Below are 18,804 nucleotides of genomic sequence, written 5' to 3' on the forward strand. Positions count from 1 at the left end.
ATTTCAATAACTATGTAACTTAGTAATAACTTTTTATATGTAACCACTACAAAAAGACACTTTCCAAAACTGGAAAGTGTCTGGAAATTTAAGATCAAGGTTACTGGACGCAACATTTGCCCAGTACAATTTCTCATAACACACAAAAAAACACCTTCCAAATAGAAGGTGTGTTTTGCTCGAACGATATTAACGTTTTGAGAATTGTGATGCTTTACGAGCTTTTTTAAGACCTGGTTTTTTACGTTCGACCATACGTGCGTCACGTGTAAGCAAGCCAGCACGTTTAAGCGCTAAACGGAAGTCAGGATCAACTTCTAGCAATGCACGAGCGATACCATGACGGATAGCTCCTGATTGTCCAGCGTAGCCTCCACCGTTTACGTTAACAAATACATCATAAGCGCCTTTTGTTTCAGTAACAGCGAAAGGTTGATTGATAACTTCACGCAAGTCAGCATGTGGGATGTATTCTTCAACATCTTTTTTATTTACAGTAATTTTACCAGTTCCTGGTACTAGACGTACGCGAGCAACTGCGTTTTTACGACGGCCTGTGCCGATATATTGAACTTGTGCCAATGAAATTCCCTCCTATTAGATTAAGTTTGTGATGTCTAAAACTTCTGGTTGTTGTGCTGCATGTGGATGTTCTGCTCCACCGTATACATTCAATTTTGTAAATTGTTTGCGGCCTAAAGTGTTTTTAGGAAGCATACCTTTTACAGAAGTTTCGATCAAACGACGAGAATTTTTAGCACGCAATTCACCAGCAGTGATTGATTTCAATCCTCCTGGGTAGTTGCTGTGACGGTAATAAATTTTATCAGTCGCTTTTTTACCTGTTAATTTCACTTTGTCTGCATTGATGACGATAACGAAATCGCCAGTATCCAAATGAGGTGTGAAAGTTGGTTTATTTTTACCACGTAGTACAGATGCAACAACTGTTGAAAGACGTCCCAATGGAACATCAGTTGCGTCTACTACATACCATTTACGTTCTACTTCGCCTGGTTTGGCCATATATGTTGTACGCACGTTAGTTTCCTCCAATTTAAGTTCTGATGTTTGACATACACTTCGAGTTTCCGGGGCTCTTTGTGGGGCAAACAATACCATTTAACATATTACCTGCTAATCCGGTCAATGTCAACGTTTTTCTGATCGGTTGAAAAAATTATATGAAACTTTACTTTTTTGCTTTCTTTTTTTACAAAAGGGTCGTTTTATAATATAAAAAACCGCGAAACAATGCTGTTCCGCAGTTTTTTCTACATATTAACGATACGTTTCGCGCTTATGCGTCGATTTCTGGCGCTTTGCCCAAATGAGCTTGGATCATCCAGATACGTTTTTCTGTTGCTGTTTTGAATTCGATGAAGATATCTTGCGTTGGGTCGTCGCCTTCTTCGCCAGAAACTTCGATCCCTTTTTGGTAAAGGTCTGCTAGATAGCGATACCCTGCAACTAATGTTTCTAGACGTTCTGGGATAGTACGATCCCAACGGCCGACTTCATCAGGGATTTTCGTGTTGTCTGCAAATTCGCGCAATGTAGAGTATGGTGAGCCATCTAATGTGATCAGACGTTCTGAGACTTCATCCAATTGCGCATTCAAGTCATCCATGAATTCGTCCATCATTGGGTGTAAAGTAAGGAAACCTGGTCCTCTCATGTACCAGTGTGTTTGATGTACGACAACAGACATTTGGCTAAGATCTGCAACTAGTTGATTTAATACTTCTTTGGTTTGTTGGAATTTCATTTTACTGCCTCCTAACATATTTTTACACTTAAAATGATAGTAGACTTTCCTTAAAAAGTACACCAAAACCATTTACATGAGAATGGTTTTCATTCAGCGGACAGCCTATCGTTTTTCAGGTCAGCTCGTTTTCTGCCAGATCTTCTCTAAGCTGGGCAAATTGCTGGTAGCTATTTGCCAGAAGTTTTTGCGTCGAGACAAACAACGGATAGATTTTTTGATAGACGGCATGGTTCCCTTTTTGCACGGCGACTTGTTCCTCTAGCTGGATCAGTTCCTGTGCTTCGCTCAAATGAGTGATTTTCCCTTGGCTTTGCCACCCCAAGATCACAGCACCTAACGCAGATGCTTCTCTGACGGTCGGAAAAACTAAAGGATAACCTAGGACATCTGCCATCATCTGACGGAAAATCGGTGATTGCGCAAAACCGCCAGTCGCCCGGATCTCTGTCAGCTGTCCTTCTTGACAAATGCCGGATAAGATACGATCAAGGTTCAAACAGATCCCTTCCAAGACTGCACGCATCATCTCTTTTTCAGTATGTTGACGCTGTAAACCGATAAAACTACCGAAAGCTTCGGCATCCCACAATGGCGCCCGCTCTCCCAGCAAATACGGATGGAAGATCAGCCCATTTGCTCCAGGTGGGACAAACGCGATCTCAGAAAGGAGGGCATCGTACGGATTTTCTCCGCGTTTTTTCGCTTCTTGGACTACTTCTTGCAAAAACGTCTGACTTGCCCAATCGAAGATCCCTGCGCCATTACTCGTCGCACCACCTACGACCCAATGTGTTTGATCGAGTACATAACAAAAAGTCTCCATTTGCGGATGGAACTTCGGCTGAGCAGAAATGAACCGCAAAGCGCCACTTGTACCAACCGTCAGAGCAGCGATACTGTTGCCGAATGCTCCTAATCCGAGATTGGACAAAGGGCCATCTGCTCCGCCCAAAACAAATGATATATCATTTTCCAGCCCTAGTTTTCCTGCCATTTCTGTCCCTAATCCATTGAACGGATAAGTCGACGGCAAAAGCTTAGGAAGCTGTTCCTGCTTGATATCCAGATTTCCTAGAACGGTTTCGTCCCACTGGAAGGTATGGATATTGAAATAACCTGTTCCGGAGGCTGTCCCGTAATCACAAACTAGTTCACCAAACAGCCGATAAAAAATATAGTCCTTTATCCCGACATAAAAAGCAGTCTGCTGGATCAATTCTGGTTTGCTTTTTTGCAGCCATTTGATCTTGCTGAAAGGCGTCATCGGATGGATCGGCGTTCCTGTTCGTTGGTAGAATTCCTGTCCGAGTACAGTATGTTTAAATGCCTCTGCTTCGTCTGCCGCACGATTGTCTGCCCATGTGAGCATCCGTGTCAGCGGCTCTTTGTTCGTATCTAATAAAATCAAGCTGTGCATCGCAGAAGAGAAGGAGATGAATTGGATCTTCGTCCCCTTCGGCAGTTTTTGACTGACTTCTTTGATGACGGTGCAGACCCCGTGAAAGATCAGTTCCTGATCTTGTTCTGCCATTCCTTGGGTTTCTTGTATCAGCGGATAACGAAAATAAGCAGAAGCCGCTTCTTTTGCTTCATCTGTGAAGGCAACAGCTTTTGTTTGTGTCGTTCCTATGTCTAGTCCGATTGAAACATTCATTTTTTCACCTCAAATTAAATGATGTACATATTTTTTCGCATGTTTGCGTATCTTATTTTTGAAAGGAGGATTTTTCTTATGCTACTTTATTTTATCATTGGCAGCTGTGTCGGGTCATTTTTATTTTTGACAGCACAGCGATTGCCACAAGGTCACTCTATTATTCATCCTAGCTCTCATTGTGTCAATTGCAACCATTTTCTTTCTTGGTATGAGCTGATTCCGGTCCTATCGATCATCGTTCTAAGATTTCGCTGTCGGCATTGCCGCTGTCCTTTATCACCGCTTTATTTGGTGACAGAGATTTGTTTTGGCGGATTCTTCGTTTGGTTTTTCGTTTGGTTTCCCGAGAGAAGCTTCACTGTTCTGATCTGGCTGCTTTCTGCTTGGCTGCTTGCGCTGATGGATGTCCTTTATCTCTTGGTCGAAGCCAAGATCCTTTATGCTTCTTGGCTCGTTCTATGGCTTCTCTGGTGGGTCTCAGGCTGTTTCCAGTGGCAGAATATGCTTGTTGCAAGCATGATCGGTTGCCTTCTTGCATGTTGCTCTCGCGTTTATTTGGGTACAGGGGATATCTTGCTACTGATCTGCTGGAGCGGTGGATTGCCGTTCGTTTCATTCGTCCAGCTGTTGTTCACGGCCAGTTTTTTCGGTGTGTGCTTCTTTTTAATCTATTCTCTTCGGTACAAAGAAAAATTGGAGAAACTGCCTTTTATCCCTTTTCTAAGCGTGGCTTTACTGATGATTTTGTCGCAGCAAAAAGAACAGGTCTGTCTGTTCTGACAGCCTGCTCTTTCAAATTCGATATTCGATTATCAAGACCAATGTTTACGAAGAAATCCTGCTCTTCCTGAGCCTTCTCGATAAAGGGTGTAATGCAGCTTGTTCTTCTTGTAATAGTCTTGGTGGTAATCTTCTGCCGGATAGAAGTCGGTGCGTGGTTCGATTTTCGTTACGATCGGTTTATCGAATCTGCCACTTTCTTGTAAAGACTGTTTCGATCGTTCTGCGATTTCCCGCTCTTCCTCATCACTGTAGTAAATAACTGGACGATAAGAATCGCCGCGGTCAGCAAACTGACCTAGAGCATCAGTTGGATCGGTCTGCTGCCAATAGATCTCTACTAGCTGCTCATAGGAAATGAGCGCTGGATCGTATTCGATCTCTACTGCTTCTGTGTGACCTGTTGTGCCTGTCGTTACTTGTTCATAAGTCGGATTAGGTACATGTCCGCCAGTGTAGCCGGATGTCACGGAGATGATTCCTTGCTGCTCTTCAAACGGTTTGACCATACACCAAAAGCATCCGCCTGCGAAAACTGCTTTTTTTGTCATATAAAATCCTCCTTTTTCATTCATCATACCTTGATTTCCAAAAGTGGGATAACGTTTTGCTTGTGACAGAAAAAACAGTAGTTGTGATGGATTCGATAATAATCCGCCACTCTCTTCTTTATCTGATCCACAGCTCACCATAGTTGATATATCAACTAATCGTTTGAGAATAAAACCCAAGAATCATTCTTTCAATAGATGCATCATCAAAAGCCAGAAAAAAGAACAGAGCAGCTGAAAAGAAGCCATTTTCTCTGTTCTTTTTTGAACGATCAGCTATCATTACCCCCTACTGGTATTTTTTATGGATTTTTCTCTATTTTCCTTCTTTTTACGCTTGACTGTGGATAACTATGACAATTGTGTTGAACCATTTTTTCCACAGGTAAGAAAAAGTTGTCTTTTCAGCCACGCTGTGTATAAATTTTGTATGGTATGCTTATCCTGAAATGATTCACCTTTATTTTATCCTGTGAATAAATAACCCCATGTTATCGGAGGGATAACTATGCCTAATGCAAAAAGAAAAAATCCAGAGATATCCACTGGCCTTATTTCATTTGATGACCTATTGACTGAAACTAGCAAAAAAATGAAAACGACTCTTGTATCTTCCCATGAATACGATTCTCATTCAATGGATGATTCTTTAACTCTCATGGAAGATGAGAAACAAATCGTCGATGAACTAACTTCAATGATCCCAGATTCACCTGATCCTCTGCCATTTGAGGAGTCCTTTTCATTTCTACCTAATAACACCTCTGGGGAAGATTATCGTTTTGATACCGTAACGGATCACGAGCATCTTACAAAACATGAACAACAACTTATCGATGAACTAGCGACAGTATTGCCCGATTCAGCCATTTATCAACAAACGGACAAACCATCCTCCCCTAATGAGCTAGTTCCTTCCGTTGATGTGGACAGGTCAAAAACGAACACTCTAGTAGAAGGAAATAGTAAGAAAAACGCTTATCAGCTTTTGCGTAGAACATTCGGCGATATTTCTTCTAAAGAAAGAACAAAAAAGTTTTCACGACAAGAAATAAACAAGCAAATTGCATACGCAATAACACTACCTCATATTCAACCAAAACATATTGCAGTATTTTTTGATGTATCGCTAAATAACGTGTACGAGATAAGCCAAAAACAGGCGTATCAACTCTTGTATAAGGAATTTGGCGAAGTTTCCAAAGAAAGAGAAGATAGGAATATCTCACAAAAAATACGTGAACAGATTGCTCATGCATTGACATTACCTGATCTTAGTCAGAGTCAGATCGCCACTTTTTTTGGTGTGTCCCAAACTACAGTAAATAAAATATACCACAAGCAATCTGTAGATGTAGAAGATAATACTGAAAAATATGCCCATCAGCTTTTGTATGAGAGATTCGGTGAAGTACCCAAGGAAAAAGAATGGCGGATCATACCACAAGAATTACGTAACCAAATCGTACAAGCATTAACAATACCTACGATTAGACAAAAAGATATCGCATCTTTTTTTAACATAACCCAAAACATGGTGTCTAAAATAAAACAAGAAGTGATACGTAGGAAACAGTTAACTGACATAACCAAAAATACACACCGGCCTATGCCTTCAAGATCCTTTCCTACTTCTTCTAATCACACCAATGAGCGGTAAGCTACTTTCCATATAAAACAAAACAACAGAGTTGAGATTTCACTCAACTCTGTTGTTTAACGATCTCTATTTTGTTTGGTTGTTCATTGCATCTTCAGCAGCCATTTGCGCTTCGATGTCTGAAATGCTATAGACATTTTCACTTGCAACACCGACTTCTTTTGGTTCCATGTCACGGTAACGCTGCATACCAGTACCAGCTGGGATGATCTTACCGATGATAACATTTTCTTTCAAACCAAGAAGTGGATCTTTCTTACCGCGGATCGCAGCATCCGTCAACACACGAGTTGTTTCTTGGAATGATGCAGCAGATAAGAAGCTGTTTGTTTCCAATGATGCTTTAGTGATACCAAGCAAGACTGGGCGAGAAGTTGCAGGAACTCCACCAGCAACCAAAGTATTGTAGTTTTGGTCTTTGAAGTCTGCGATGTCCAATAATGTACCTGGCAAGATATCTGTATCACCTGGGTCCATGACGCGAACTTTACGCAGCATTTGACGAACCATTACTTCAATATGTTTGTCGCCGATCTCTACCCCTTGCATACGGTAAACACGTTGTACTTCACGTAGCAAGTAGTTTTCTACAGACAATACATCGCGAACTTGCAGCAATTGCTTAGGATCGATCGAACCTTCTGTCAACGGTGCACCACGGTGGATCATGTCGCCTTCTGCTACTTTCATACGTGCTGTATAAGGAACAGTATACGTACGTGTATCTGTTGTTCCTTTGATCGTTACTTCTTTCGTACGTGTTGCAGGATCTTCTGAGATATCGATGACATCCCCTGTCACTTCTGTGATCACTGCTTGCCCTTTCGGATTACGTGCTTCAAAGATTTCTTGGACACGAGGAAGACCTTGAGTGATATCGTCCCCGGCAACCCCACCGGTATGGAATGTACGCATGGTCAACTGAGTACCAGGTTCACCGATTGATTGAGCGGCGATCGTACCAACTGCTTCGCCGACTTCAACGTCAGAACCAGTTGCAAGGTTGCGTCCGTAACAATGTTTGCAGACACCGTGTTTCGTATTACATGTGAAGACAGAACGGATCGTTACTTTTTCGACACCTGCATCAACGATTTGTTTTGCGATGTCTTCTGAAATCAACTGATTACCAGCAATGATCAATTCTTTTGTTTCTGGATGACGTACTTCTTTACGTGTGTAACGTCCGATCAAACGATCTTCAAGTGATTCGATGATTTCATTTCCTTCACGGATCGCTTGGATCTCAAGACCACGGTCAGTGCCGCAATCTTCTTCACGGATGATCACATCTTGGGCAACGTCAACCAGACGACGAGTCAAGTAACCTGAATCGGCAGTCTTCAAGGCTGTATCGGTCATTCCTTTACGAGCCCCGTGAGTAGAGATAAACATTTCCAAGACAGATAGTCCTTCACGGAAGTTCGAGATGATCGGCAATTCCATGATTCGTCCATTAGGAGCGGCCATCAACCCACGCATACCAGCAAGCTGTGTAAAGTTGGAGATGTTACCACGGGCTCCAGAATCAGACATCATGAAGATTGGGTTCTTCGCTTCCAGACCTTCCATCAGTTTTTGTTGGATGCTGTCTTTTGCAGCGTTCCAAACAGCAATAACACGTTCATAACGTTCGTCGTCTGTGATCAGACCACGACGGAATTGTTTCGTGATTGTTTCGACTTGTTTATGGGCGTTTTCGATGATATCTTGTTTTTCATTCAGTACGCTGATGTCTGCGATACCAACTGTGATACCAGCATGCGTTGAATGTTTGTACCCTAAGTCTTTCATACGGTCAAGCATCTTAGAAGTTTCAGTGACTTTGAATCGTTTGAAGACTTCTGCGATGATGTTCCCCAAGTTTTTCTTCTTGAATGGCAAGACCAATTCCTGTTCTTTGATATGTGCAGGGATATCTGTACCAGCTTCAACGAAGTATTTGTCCGGTGTTTGGACAGTCAAGTTGAAGTCTGTCGGTTCATTCAAGTAAGGGAATTCTGGCGGCATGATCTCATTGAAGATGATCTTACCGACTGTTGTGATCATCGTACGTTCTTTTTGCCATTCAGTAAATGGTTTGTCGCCTAATGAATTAGGGTTCACACCGATACGTGAGTGTAAATGAACGTAGCCGTTACGCCATGCGATCACTGCTTCATTTTGATCTCTGAAGACCATACCTTCGCCTTCGCGTCCTTCTTCTTCCATTGTCAGGTAGTAGTTACCTAGGACCATATCTTGAGAAGGAGTTACGACTGGCTTACCGTCTTTAGGATTCAAGATGTTTTGAGCAGCTAGCATCAGCATACGTGCTTCAGCTTGTGCTTCTTCATTCAATGGGACATGGACAGCCATTTGGTCTCCATCGAAATCGGCATTGTAAGCTTCACATACAAGAGGGTGCAAACGGATCGCGCGGCCTTGTACTAGAACTGGTTCGAATGCTTGGATACCAAGTCTGTGAAGCGTAGGTGCCCGGTTCAGCAATACTGGGTGTTCTTTGATTACGTCTTCTAGAACATCCCAAACTTCATCTTCCTGACGTTCGATTTTACGTTTTGCATTCTTGATGTTTGAAGCCAATTCGCGTTGAACGAGTTCACGCATCACGAATGGTTTGAACAATTCGATCGCCATTTCTTTTGGAAGTCCACATTGGTACATCTTCAAGAAAGGTCCAACGACGATAACGGAACGACCAGAATAATCGACACGTTTACCAAGCAAGTTTTGACGGAAACGTCCTTGTTTCCCTTTCAGCATGTGAGAAAGAGATTTCAATGGGCGGTTACCCGGTCCAGTCACTGGACGTCCACGACGACCGTTATCGATCAACGCGTCCACTGCTTCTTGCAGCATCCGTTTTTCGTTTTGGACGATGATACCAGGAGCATTCAAGTCTAACAAACGTTTCAAACGGTTGTTACGGTTGATCACTCGACGGTAAAGGTCGTTCAAGTCACTTGTTGCAAAACGTCCGCCTTCTAATTGGACCATCGGACGTAGATCTGGCGGGATGACAGGGATAACATCCATGACCATCCAGCTTGGTTCATTTCCTGAGGCACGGAATGCTTCTAAGATGTCCAAACGACGGATCGCACGTGTACGTTTTTGTCCTTGCGCAGATTTCAATTCTTCTTTTAATTCCGCAGCTTCTGCATCTAGGTCGACATGGTCAAGCAATTGCTTGATTGCTTCTGCACCCATTGCTGCTTGGAATTCTTGTCCATATTGTTCACGTTTTTCGCGGTATTCGCGTTCAGTCAACAATTGTTTTTTCTCTAAGTTCGTATTTCCTGGTTCGATGACTACATATGAGGCAAAGTAAATGATTTCTTCTAGTGCGCGTGGGCTCATGTCTAATACAAGACCCATACGAGAAGGAATACCTTTAAAGTACCAGATATGTGAAACAGGAGCTGCTAATTCGATGTGACCCATACGTTCACGACGGACTTTCGAACGAGTAACTTCTACTCCGCATCGGTCACAAACGATTCCTTTATAACGGATCCGTTTATATTTTCCGCAGGCACATTCCCAGTCTTTTGTAGGACCAAAAATCCGCTCACAGAACAACCCTTCGCGTTCAGGTTTTAAGGTACGATAGTTAATCGTCTCAGGTTTTTTTACTTCACCATAAGACCAGCTTCTGATTTTTTCGGGAGAAGCCAAACCTATTTGCATACTTTCGAATTTATTTACATCGATCAAAAGGGGTTCCCTCCATTTCGTTTAATGGCAAAACCGCAAGACGGCTGATCATCGACCGCCTTGCAGCTCATAGACCGGATCAGTCTAGTTTATCTTCTGCGGTTTCAAAGTTTTGGATGACATCATCTTTCTCATCTTCCACTTGTTCAGCAGCTTTCTTTTCTAATTCTTTGGCAGATTGCTGTTCAGCAAATTTTGTCAAAGCATCGACCGTGATCAGATCATCGTCTTCGTCATCCATGTCACGAAGCTCGATCTCAGCGTCTTTGATATCCAGAACGCGCATATCCAATCCTAGTGATTGCAATTCTTTCACCAATACACGGAAGGATTCAGGTACACCTGGTTTTGGAATTGGTTCGCCTTTGACGATCGCTTCGTATGTTTTCACACGTCCGACTACGTCATCTGATTTGTATGTCAAGATTTCTTGTAATGTGTAAGCCGCACCGTAAGCTTCCAGTGCCCATACTTCCATTTCCCCAAAACGTTGTCCACCAAATTGTGCTTTACCACCCAATGGTTGTTGTGTAACCAATGAGTAAGGTCCGATCGAACGGGCATGCAATTTGTCATCGACCATGTGGGCAAGTTTGATCATGTACATGACACCGACAGAAACACGTCCATCGAACGGTTCACCTGTACGTCCGTCATAAAGAACAGTTTTCGCATCGCTGGCCATACCGGCTTCACGAACTGTTTCCCATACATCTTCATCGCTTGCACCATCGAATACTGGTGTTGCAACATGGATACCTAATTGACGGGCAGCCATACCTAAATGTAATTCCAGTACTTGTCCGATATTCATACGTGATGGCACCCCTAAAGGATTCAACATGATATCGATTGGTGTTCCATCAGGTAGGAATGGCATATCTTCTTCCGGCATAATACGGGAAACAACCCCTTTATTACCGTGACGACCGGCCATCTTGTCCCCTTCATGGATTTTACGTTTTTGAACAATGTAAACACGTACTAACATGTTCACGCCTGGTGATAATTCATCGCCAGCTTCACGGGTAAAGATCTTCACGTCATGGACGATCCCGCCGCCGCCGTGAGGTACTCGCAAGGATGTATCGCGGACTTCACGTGCTTTTTCACCAAAGATCGCATGCAATAGACGTTCTTCTGCTGATAGCTCAGTCACTCCTTTTGGTGTCACTTTCCCTACAAGCAAGTCGCCGTCATGTACTTCGGCACCGATGCGGATGATCCCCATCTCATCTAAGTCTTTCAAAGCGTCTTCCCCGACGTTAGGGATTTCGCGTGTGATTTCTTCTGGTCCTAATTTTGTATCACGTGCTTCTGATTCATATTCTTCGATATGGATCGAAGTGTAGACGTCGTCTTTGACAAGACGGCGGCTCATGATGATCGCATCTTCGTAGTTGTAACCTTCCCAAGTCATGAAACCAACTAATACGTTTTGTCCTAGAGCCATTTCTCCTTGTTCCATAGATGGTCCGTCTGCTAAGGTATCCCCTTTTTCGACTTTTTCACCTAAATGGACGATCGGACGTTGGTTGTAGCTTGTTCCGGAGTTTGAACGACGGAATTTCGTTACTGCATATTTGTCTAATGCGCCATTGTCGCGACGTACGCGGATCTCTGAAGCATCGACGAATTCAACTACACCGTCATGTTTACATAGCAAAGCTGCACCTGAGTCATGGGCAGATTTGTATTCCATACCAGTACCAACCCATGGTGCTTGAGGATTGATCAATGGCACTGCTTGACGCTGCATGTTGGCACCCATCAAGGCACGGTTGGAGTCATCGTTTTCCAAGAAAGGAATACATGCTGTCGCAACGGCAACTACTTGTTTAGGTGAAACGTCCATGTAATCGACTTTATCGATCGAGACTTCCAAGTTTTCACTTTGGGCACGAGCCATAACAACGTCTTGTGCAAATGTACCATCTTCGTTCAATGGGCTGTTTGCTTGGGCTACGATGTAGTGGTCTTCGATGTCAGCAGTCAGGTAATCGATTTGGTCTGTGACACGGCCTGTTTCGCGGTCAACACGACGATAAGGTGTTTCGATAAAACCAAATTTGTTAACTTTGGCATAACTAGACAAACTATTGATCAGCCCGATATTCGGACCTTCAGGCGTTTCGATCGGACACATACGGCCATAGTGGGAATAGTGAACGTCTCGGACTTCATAACCGGCACGGTCACGAGTCAACCCACCAGGTCCTAAGGCTGACAGACGACGTTTATGCGTCAATTCGCCAAGAGGGTTCGTTTGGTCCATGAATTGTGATAGCTGTGAAGAACCAAAGAATTCTTTGATACTTGCCACGACTGGACGGATATTGATCAATTGCTGTGGTGTCAATGTTTCTGTATCTTGGATCGACATTCTTTCACGTACCACACGTTCCATACGAGCAAGCCCGATACGGAACTGGTTTTGTAGAAGTTCGCCGACTGAACGGATACGACGGTTCCCTAAGTGATCGATATCGTCAACGCTGCCGATACCTTCCATCAAGTTCAAGAAATAGCTCATTGAAGCGATGATATCTGCTGGACGAACAGTTTTCACAGGTGCTTCTGGATAGCCGTTCCCGATCACGTTCACTTCACGTTCTGGATCTCTTGGTGAGAAGACTTTGATCACTTGGACAGTCATTGGATCAGTCACTACACCGTCTTCTGATGGGTAGTAAGTCACTGAATTCAATCCGTTGTCGATGAATGGCGCCAATGTTTCCATCACTTGGTGTGTCAACACAGTTCCTTTTTCAACGATGATTTCGCCAGTTTCTGGATCAACTAATGTTTCAGCCAATGTCAGATTCAATAGACGAGTTTTCAAGTCTAATTTTTTATTTACTTTGTAACGACCGACATTTGCCAAGTCGTAACGTTTTGGATCGAAGAAACGAGCATTCAATAAGTTACGAGAGCTGTCTGCTGTTTTAGGTTCTCCTGGACGCAAACGTTCGTAAACGTCTTTCAAACCTTCTTCTGTTCTTGAGTCGCTTGCGTTTTTATGCAAGTCTTTTTCGACTGTGTTGCGTAATGTTTCGCTGTCGCCGAAGATTTCAAAGATCGTGTCATCTGATCCGAAACCTAATGCACGGACTAAAACAGTCAATGGGATCTTACGTGTGCGGTCGATACGTACATAAGAGATGTCTTTTGCGTCTGTTTCCATTTCTAGCCAAGCACCACGGTTAGGGATGACAGTTGAGCCAAATCCTTCTTTTCCGTTTTTGTCGACTTTCCCATGGAAGTACACGCCAGGTGAACGTACTAATTGAGAAACGATTACCCGTTCTGCCCCGTTGATGATGAATGTTCCTTGTTCAGTCATTAATGGGAAATCGCCGAAGAATACTTCTTGCGCTTTGATTTCGCCAGTTTCACGGTTTGTCAGACGTAAAGTAACGTGTAGTGGTGCAGAATAGTTTGCATCATGTGCGCGGGCTTCTGCGACTGTGTATTTTGGTTCTTTCAATTCATAATCTACAAATTCCAAAGATAGATTGCCATTGAAGTCATCAATTGGCAAAATGTCTTCAAACATTTCTCTAAGTCCTTCATCTAAGAACCATTGGTAAGAGTCTGTTTGAATTTCGATCAAATTTGGTAATTCCAACACTTCACTGATTCTTGCGAAGCTTCTGCGTTCGCGGTGTTTTCCGTATTTTACTACGTGTCCAGCCAAGCTCTTCACCCCTCTAAAATGTCATTCAAAAAGACTACCCGATCGATTGTTACAATAATATTTCAAATATTATTTTTAGGTAACAACAGACATTTTTTGCGGCTTTTAGGCAAAAAAAAACCAAAAATAGAACATTCTCTTGAAAACTTTTCTTCGTGAGCTTCTACTTTTGTTTCCTTATATTAAAGCCGAAACGGACAATATTTCGTTTCTGCCTTTCTTTCATCAGATAGTTTTTGCAACTTCATATACTACACTTATTTTCTATAAAAGTCAACACTTCCTGGCGTTTCATCTCTTTTTCCGTAACATTTTCTTAATCTTTTCATTTTGGCTTTTCAATTATCTGACAATTCTTAATTGACAGACCGTTTTTTCTCGGCTATACTTTAGAAAATTCATTTTGTGGAGGAATATTATGCGACTCAATCGAATAGCCCCAACACAACTGAATAACTTTTTCTTTAGCTACTTTAGATAGGTTTGTATTCATCATGATGGATACAAACGTTAAACGACAGTTTGTATCTATGATGGCTAGAGAACTTTGTATTGCAGCAAAAGCCACGTAGACGAAATGCTAAGTGGCTGAGCAGCGAAAATACAAAAAGTATCTGGTACCGTACTTTTCATTATTTTTTCGACTTCCATCCATTTAGACATTTTGTCTGAATGGATTTTTTGTTGCTCAAAATTGAAGGAGGAAAACAACAATGAAAAAAAATCTACTGATTGGTCTCGGCATCTCCCTATTGCTTGCTTTAGGAGGATGTGCACAAAAAGACTCAGCAAAAGCCTCAGATGGACACAAGACAATCGGTGTCCTGCAACTCGTACAGCACAACTCGTTAGATGCAGCTTACAAAGGATTCAAAGAAGGCCTAGAAGAAAAAGGCTATAAAGAAGGCGACAATCTGACGATCAACTATCAAAACGCGCAAAACAACCAGGACAACTTGAAAAGCATGAGCGAAAAGCTGATCAAAGATGACCCTGATCTGCTACTTGGCATCGCGACGCCAGCAGCACAATCCTTATTGAATGAGACAACCACGATCCCTTTGACTGTCACAGCCGTTACTGACCTTGAACAAGCCAAACTAGTTGCTTCGAACGAAAAACCAGGCGGAAATGTCACGGGGACCACAGATATGGTGCCGATCGAAAAACAGATCGATCTGCTATTGAGTATCGTACCAGATGCAAAAACCATCGGGATCATGTACAACAACGGCGAAGCAAATTCCAAGCTCCAAGGAGACCTTGCAGAAAAAGCCCTGAAAAAAGCTGGCGTGAAAGTCAAAGTCCTCACAGCAAATTCAACGAATGACGTACAGCAAGTCACCAAAAGTCTGGCAAAAGACGTAGACGGGATCTACATCCCTACGGACAACACTTTCGCAAGTGCCGCAAGTATCGTCGGCGAAGTAGCGAAAGAAACAAAAACACCGATCGTCGCCGGTGCGGTGGATCAAGTCAAAGAAGGTGGTCTAGCCACTATCGGAATCGACTATGAAGCCCTTGGGAAGCAAACTGGGATCATGGCAGCAAAAATCTTGGATGGGAAAAAACCAGGTGATCTTCCAGTCGAATCTGCTGATGATCTAGCATTGTATGTCAATAAAGACATGGCTGAAGCATTGGGGATCGACCCTTCAAGCATCAAAGAAGTCGAATAAAACAACAGGAGGATTCTCATGGCTAATCTGCTTTCTATTTTCTTATCATCTGCTTCGCAAGGTGTCTTATGGGCATTGCTTGCGATCGGTGTTTACTTGACCTTTCGTATCTTGGATATTGCCGATCTGACGGCTGAAGGAAGCTTTCCTTTAGGTGCTGGGATCGCTGCGATGAGTATCACGAACGGACTCCACCCCTTAGTTGCTTGTCTATTAGGTTTCTTAGGCGGAGCCGCAGCTGGTCTGGTTTCCGGTCTGCTTCACACCAAATTAAAAATCCCGGCGCTTCTTGCCGGGATCATCACGATGACTGGGTTGTATTCGGTCACTTCACGTGTCATGGGGGCGCCGAACATCTCTTTGCTTGGACAACCAACCATTTTCAATTGGGCAGAATCATTGGGCGTGACTAAGGCAAATGCCGTATTGATCGTGGGCCTGCTTTTTGCTCTGATCGTTGTCAGCTTATTGGTTTTATTCCTGCGAACAGAGACAGGACTAGCGATCCGCGCAACTGGCGACAATCTGGCGATGAGTGAAGCAAACGGGATCAACACAGACAATATGAAGATCATCGGTTATATGATCTCAAACGGCTGTATCGCCCTTTCTGGTTCGTTGCTTGCGCAAAATAACGGCTTTGCTGATTTGAATTCGGGGATCGGAACGATCGTCATCGGTCTTGCTTCGATCATCATCGCTGAAGTCTTGTTCCGCAATCAGTCATTATTGATTCGTCTGTTGACAGTCGTTTTAGGGGCTGTCATCTATCGTTTTATCCTAGCATTGGTTTTCGAATTGAATGTAGAACCAAGTGACTCGAAACTCGCTTCCGCACTTGTGCTTGTGATCTGCCTTTCTTTCCCACAGATCCAGCAAAAATTCCAGTTACCAAAAAAACGAAAGGCGGGCGTGCCAAATGAATGATGTCTTAACACTGAAAAATCTCCATCATACTTTTGAAAAAGGAACGATCAACGAAAACCATGTATTGAGAGGGATCGATCTTTCACTGAAACCGGGAGAATTCGTCACGATCATCGGAGGAAACGGCGCGGGGAAATCCACCCTTTTGAACAGTATCGCCGGGACTTTCCCCATCGATCAGGGGGAGATCTTGCTGAATGGTCAGCCGATCACCAAAAAATCCGTCGTCGAACGTTCAAAATCGATCAGCCGCGTATTCCAAGATCCTAAATTAGGGACAGCCGTTCGATTGACCGTAGAAGAGAACCTGGCACTTGCGATGAAACGCGGAAAAAAACGCGGCTTCTTCCGTGGGGTCAAACCACAGGACCGAACGTTTTTCAAAGAACAGCTTTCCCGACTGAATTTAGGGTTGGAGAACCGTTTGACCACAGAGATCGGCTTGTTGTCAGGTGGTCAGCGCCAAGCAATCACCTTGTTGATGGCAACCTTGCAGCGACCTGAATTGATCTTGCTAGACGAACACACTGCCGCCCTTGATCCTGCCACATCCAAAACGGTGATGGAACTGACTGAAAAACTGATCGCTGAACAGCAATTGACTGCTTTTATGGTCACACACGACATGGAAGATGCCATCCATTACGGTAACCGGCTCATCATGCTGCATCAAGGAACGATCGTCGTCGATATCTGTCAGGAAGAAAAGCAGAGACTCACTGTCCCTCAGCTTTTAGATTTGTTCAAACAAAACAGCGGAACGATGCTGAAAGACGATCAAGTACTCCTTTCTTGAATTTGGAACGACCGCCATCGCTCTTTGCGAAAGAATGGTTTTGTTTCCAGCTTCTTCCTGATAAAATAGATGGGAAAGGGGCTGGATGCCATGACAACGAAAGACAAAGTGCTTCATTTACTGAAAAATACAAACGAGTTTCTTTCGGGTGAAAAAATCGCTCAGCAGCTGCAGCTTTCACGTACTAGCATTTGGAAAGCGATCAAAGAACTGGAGAAAGCCGGCTATCGATTCGAGCATGGTCCTACAGGTTATCGCTACTTGCCTTCTGATGTGCTAGATGCCAAAGAAATCCAAGAGGCGTTACGCCCTTATATCCCTGGATTGAACGTACAGACGATGCTGACCTCTGAATCGACGATGAAAGATGCCAAACTCGCGGTCGCAAAAGGCGAAAACTCTCCTACACTCTTTGTCGCAGATACGCAGGAACAAGCACACGGACGTTTTGGCCGGCCATTCTTTGCAGAACCTGGACGTGGGATTTACATGAGCCTCTTGCTGCACCCGGACAAACGCTTTGATGAGCTGCCTCAATACACGATCCTTGCAGCAAGTGCCTGCGCCAAAGCGATCCAAGAAGAAACCAAACGCACGACAGCAATCAAATGGGTCAATGATATCTATATCGACAAAAAGAAAGTCTGCGGCATCTTGTCTGAAGCCGTCAGTGACATGGAATCTGGCAGGATCAGTCATATCATTATCGGTGCTGGCCTCAATTTTTCGATCCCGCAAGCTCATTTTCCTCAAGAGATCCAAGAAAAAGCCACTTCCGTCTTCCCAGATGGACAAGCAACGATCACGAGGAATCAACTGATCAGCAAAATCTGGCAGGAATTGTTCTACTACCTTTCTCAACCAGAAAAAGCATTGGAATTCTACAAAGAAAAGTCGTTCGTGCTAGGAAAAAAGGTTTCATTCAGCCAAAAAGGACAGACTTACACTGGTATCGCCAAAGAAATCGGGGATCATGGGGAACTGATCGTCCAGACAGCAGATCAGGAAATGAGCCTGTCTTCTGGCGAGATCAGCCTTACCTCTATCGGCTCTTGATAATAATGGCGCGCACAAAAGGAGGTTGTGAAAAAGCTGTCCTGCATCAAGTAATAAGAACAGCCAAACAAAAATAGCTCTTCATATTTTTCGTTTGGTTGGGCTTATTACCGCAGATGCAAGCTTTTGAACACCGTTTATCAGAGGTTGTGACAGTGCCGTTCTGCTTTGAGGGCCAAGTAGGTACGTTGCATCATCGAATCACTGATGTTCTTCGTGATTTAACGCAATAAGAAAAATTTTGTGAAAATGGCTTCCCACATTTTTGCATAAATTAGGCTTATCTCCGAAAAGTTGGTACTAGAACACCGTTTAGTGGAGAGGTTGTAAAAAAGCTGCTCTACATCAAGCAGTAAGAACGATCAGGTAAAAACAGCTTCCCATATTTTACAAAATCGTGCCTTATTGCCAATAGGCTATCTCTGGAATACCGTTTATTCGAAAAACAGGAGCTGAGACAAGACTTTTGTCTCAGCTCCTGTTTGTTTTTTCCTCCGCACACCATTCTCC

The 18,804-nt window shown here is 43.5% G+C and carries 13 protein-coding genes; 6 read left to right on the plus strand and 7 right to left on the minus strand.

What is annotated here, in order from left to right; all coding sequences use genetic code 11:
* Positions 1-189: 189 nt before the first annotated feature.
* From rpsI to G7Y42_RS05395, 4 genes are all read right to left on the minus strand, one after another.
* Positions 190-582, minus strand: a complete 393-nt coding sequence (gene rpsI / locus G7Y42_RS05380; protein WP_002287505.1) for a 30S ribosomal protein S9 — start codon at positions 580-582, stop codon at positions 190-192.
* A gap of 15 nt (positions 583-597) precedes the next feature.
* Entirely contained in the window at positions 598-1,026 is a 429-nt protein-coding gene (rplM, locus tag G7Y42_RS05385; protein ID WP_002323724.1) for a 50S ribosomal protein L13, read from the minus strand.
* Positions 1,027-1,300: 274 nt separating this feature from the next.
* Complete coding sequence (locus tag G7Y42_RS05390) at positions 1,301-1,768, minus strand: Dps family protein (protein WP_002310545.1); 468 nt, start codon at positions 1,766-1,768, stop codon at positions 1,301-1,303.
* 115 nt (positions 1,769-1,883) lie between these two features.
* Positions 1,884-3,425, minus strand: a complete 1,542-nt coding sequence (locus G7Y42_RS05395) for a gluconokinase (protein WP_165005039.1) — start codon at positions 3,423-3,425, stop codon at positions 1,884-1,886.
* A 78-nt stretch (positions 3,426-3,503) separates the two neighbouring features.
* On the opposite strand from G7Y42_RS05395, the gene G7Y42_RS05400 reads away from it, so the two are divergent.
* Positions 3,504-4,208: an A24 family peptidase gene (locus G7Y42_RS05400; protein ID WP_165005037.1), complete on the plus strand. Its 705-nt coding sequence runs from the start codon at positions 3,504-3,506 to the stop codon at positions 4,206-4,208.
* 32 nt (positions 4,209-4,240) lie between these two features.
* On the opposite strand, the gene msrA is transcribed toward G7Y42_RS05400, so the two are convergent.
* Positions 4,241-4,759, minus strand: coding sequence for a peptide-methionine (S)-S-oxide reductase MsrA (gene msrA, locus G7Y42_RS05405; RefSeq protein WP_165005035.1), 519 nt, complete (start codon positions 4,757-4,759; stop codon positions 4,241-4,243).
* A gap of 508 nt (positions 4,760-5,267) precedes the next feature.
* On the opposite strand from msrA, the gene G7Y42_RS05410 reads away from it, so the two are divergent.
* Positions 5,268-6,419 (plus strand): hypothetical protein, encoded by a 1,152-nt coding sequence (locus tag G7Y42_RS05410; RefSeq protein ID WP_165005033.1) that lies wholly within the window; start codon positions 5,268-5,270, stop codon positions 6,417-6,419.
* Between the two features lie 66 nt (positions 6,420-6,485).
* Here G7Y42_RS05410 and rpoC read toward each other — a convergent pair whose 3' ends face one another.
* Both rpoC and rpoB read right to left on the minus strand, forming a co-directional pair.
* The gene (rpoC, locus tag G7Y42_RS05415; protein WP_165005031.1) at positions 6,486-10,139 is read right to left on the minus strand and encodes a DNA-directed RNA polymerase subunit beta'; all 3,654 of its coding nucleotides are present in this window, start codon (positions 10,137-10,139) and stop codon (positions 6,486-6,488) included.
* Between the two features lie 79 nt (positions 10,140-10,218).
* Complete coding sequence (gene rpoB / locus G7Y42_RS05420; RefSeq protein ID WP_165005030.1) at positions 10,219-13,836, minus strand: DNA-directed RNA polymerase subunit beta; 3,618 nt, start codon at positions 13,834-13,836, stop codon at positions 10,219-10,221.
* Positions 13,837-14,549: 713 nt separating this feature from the next.
* On the opposite strand from rpoB, the gene G7Y42_RS05425 reads away from it, so the two are divergent.
* The 4 genes from G7Y42_RS05425 to G7Y42_RS05440 all read left to right on the plus strand — a co-directional run bounded on the left by G7Y42_RS05425 (position 14,550) and on the right by G7Y42_RS05440 (position 18,294).
* Positions 14,550-15,515 carry an ABC transporter substrate-binding protein gene (locus tag G7Y42_RS05425; protein ID WP_165005028.1) on the plus strand — a complete coding sequence of 322 codons (966 nt, stop codon included), beginning with the start codon at positions 14,550-14,552 and terminating at the stop codon, positions 15,513-15,515.
* A gap of 18 nt (positions 15,516-15,533) precedes the next feature.
* On the plus strand, positions 15,534-16,442 hold the full coding sequence (locus tag G7Y42_RS05430; RefSeq protein ID WP_165005026.1) for an ABC transporter permease: 909 nt from the start codon (positions 15,534-15,536) through the stop codon (positions 16,440-16,442).
* Positions 16,435-17,238 (plus strand): ATP-binding cassette domain-containing protein, encoded by an 804-nt coding sequence (locus G7Y42_RS05435; RefSeq protein ID WP_165005024.1) that lies wholly within the window; start codon positions 16,435-16,437, stop codon positions 17,236-17,238. Before G7Y42_RS05430 ends, G7Y42_RS05435 begins: the two co-directional genes overlap by 8 nt.
* Before the next feature lie 90 nt (positions 17,239-17,328).
* A complete protein-coding gene (locus G7Y42_RS05440) occupies positions 17,329-18,294 on the plus strand; it encodes a biotin--[acetyl-CoA-carboxylase] ligase (protein WP_165005022.1) in 966 nt (321 codons plus the stop codon).
* Positions 18,295-18,804 lie beyond the last annotated feature (510 nt).

It is taken from the genome of Enterococcus sp. ZJ1622 (assembly GCF_011038845.1).
Classification (GTDB): domain Bacteria; phylum Bacillota; class Bacilli; order Lactobacillales; family Enterococcaceae; genus Enterococcus_B.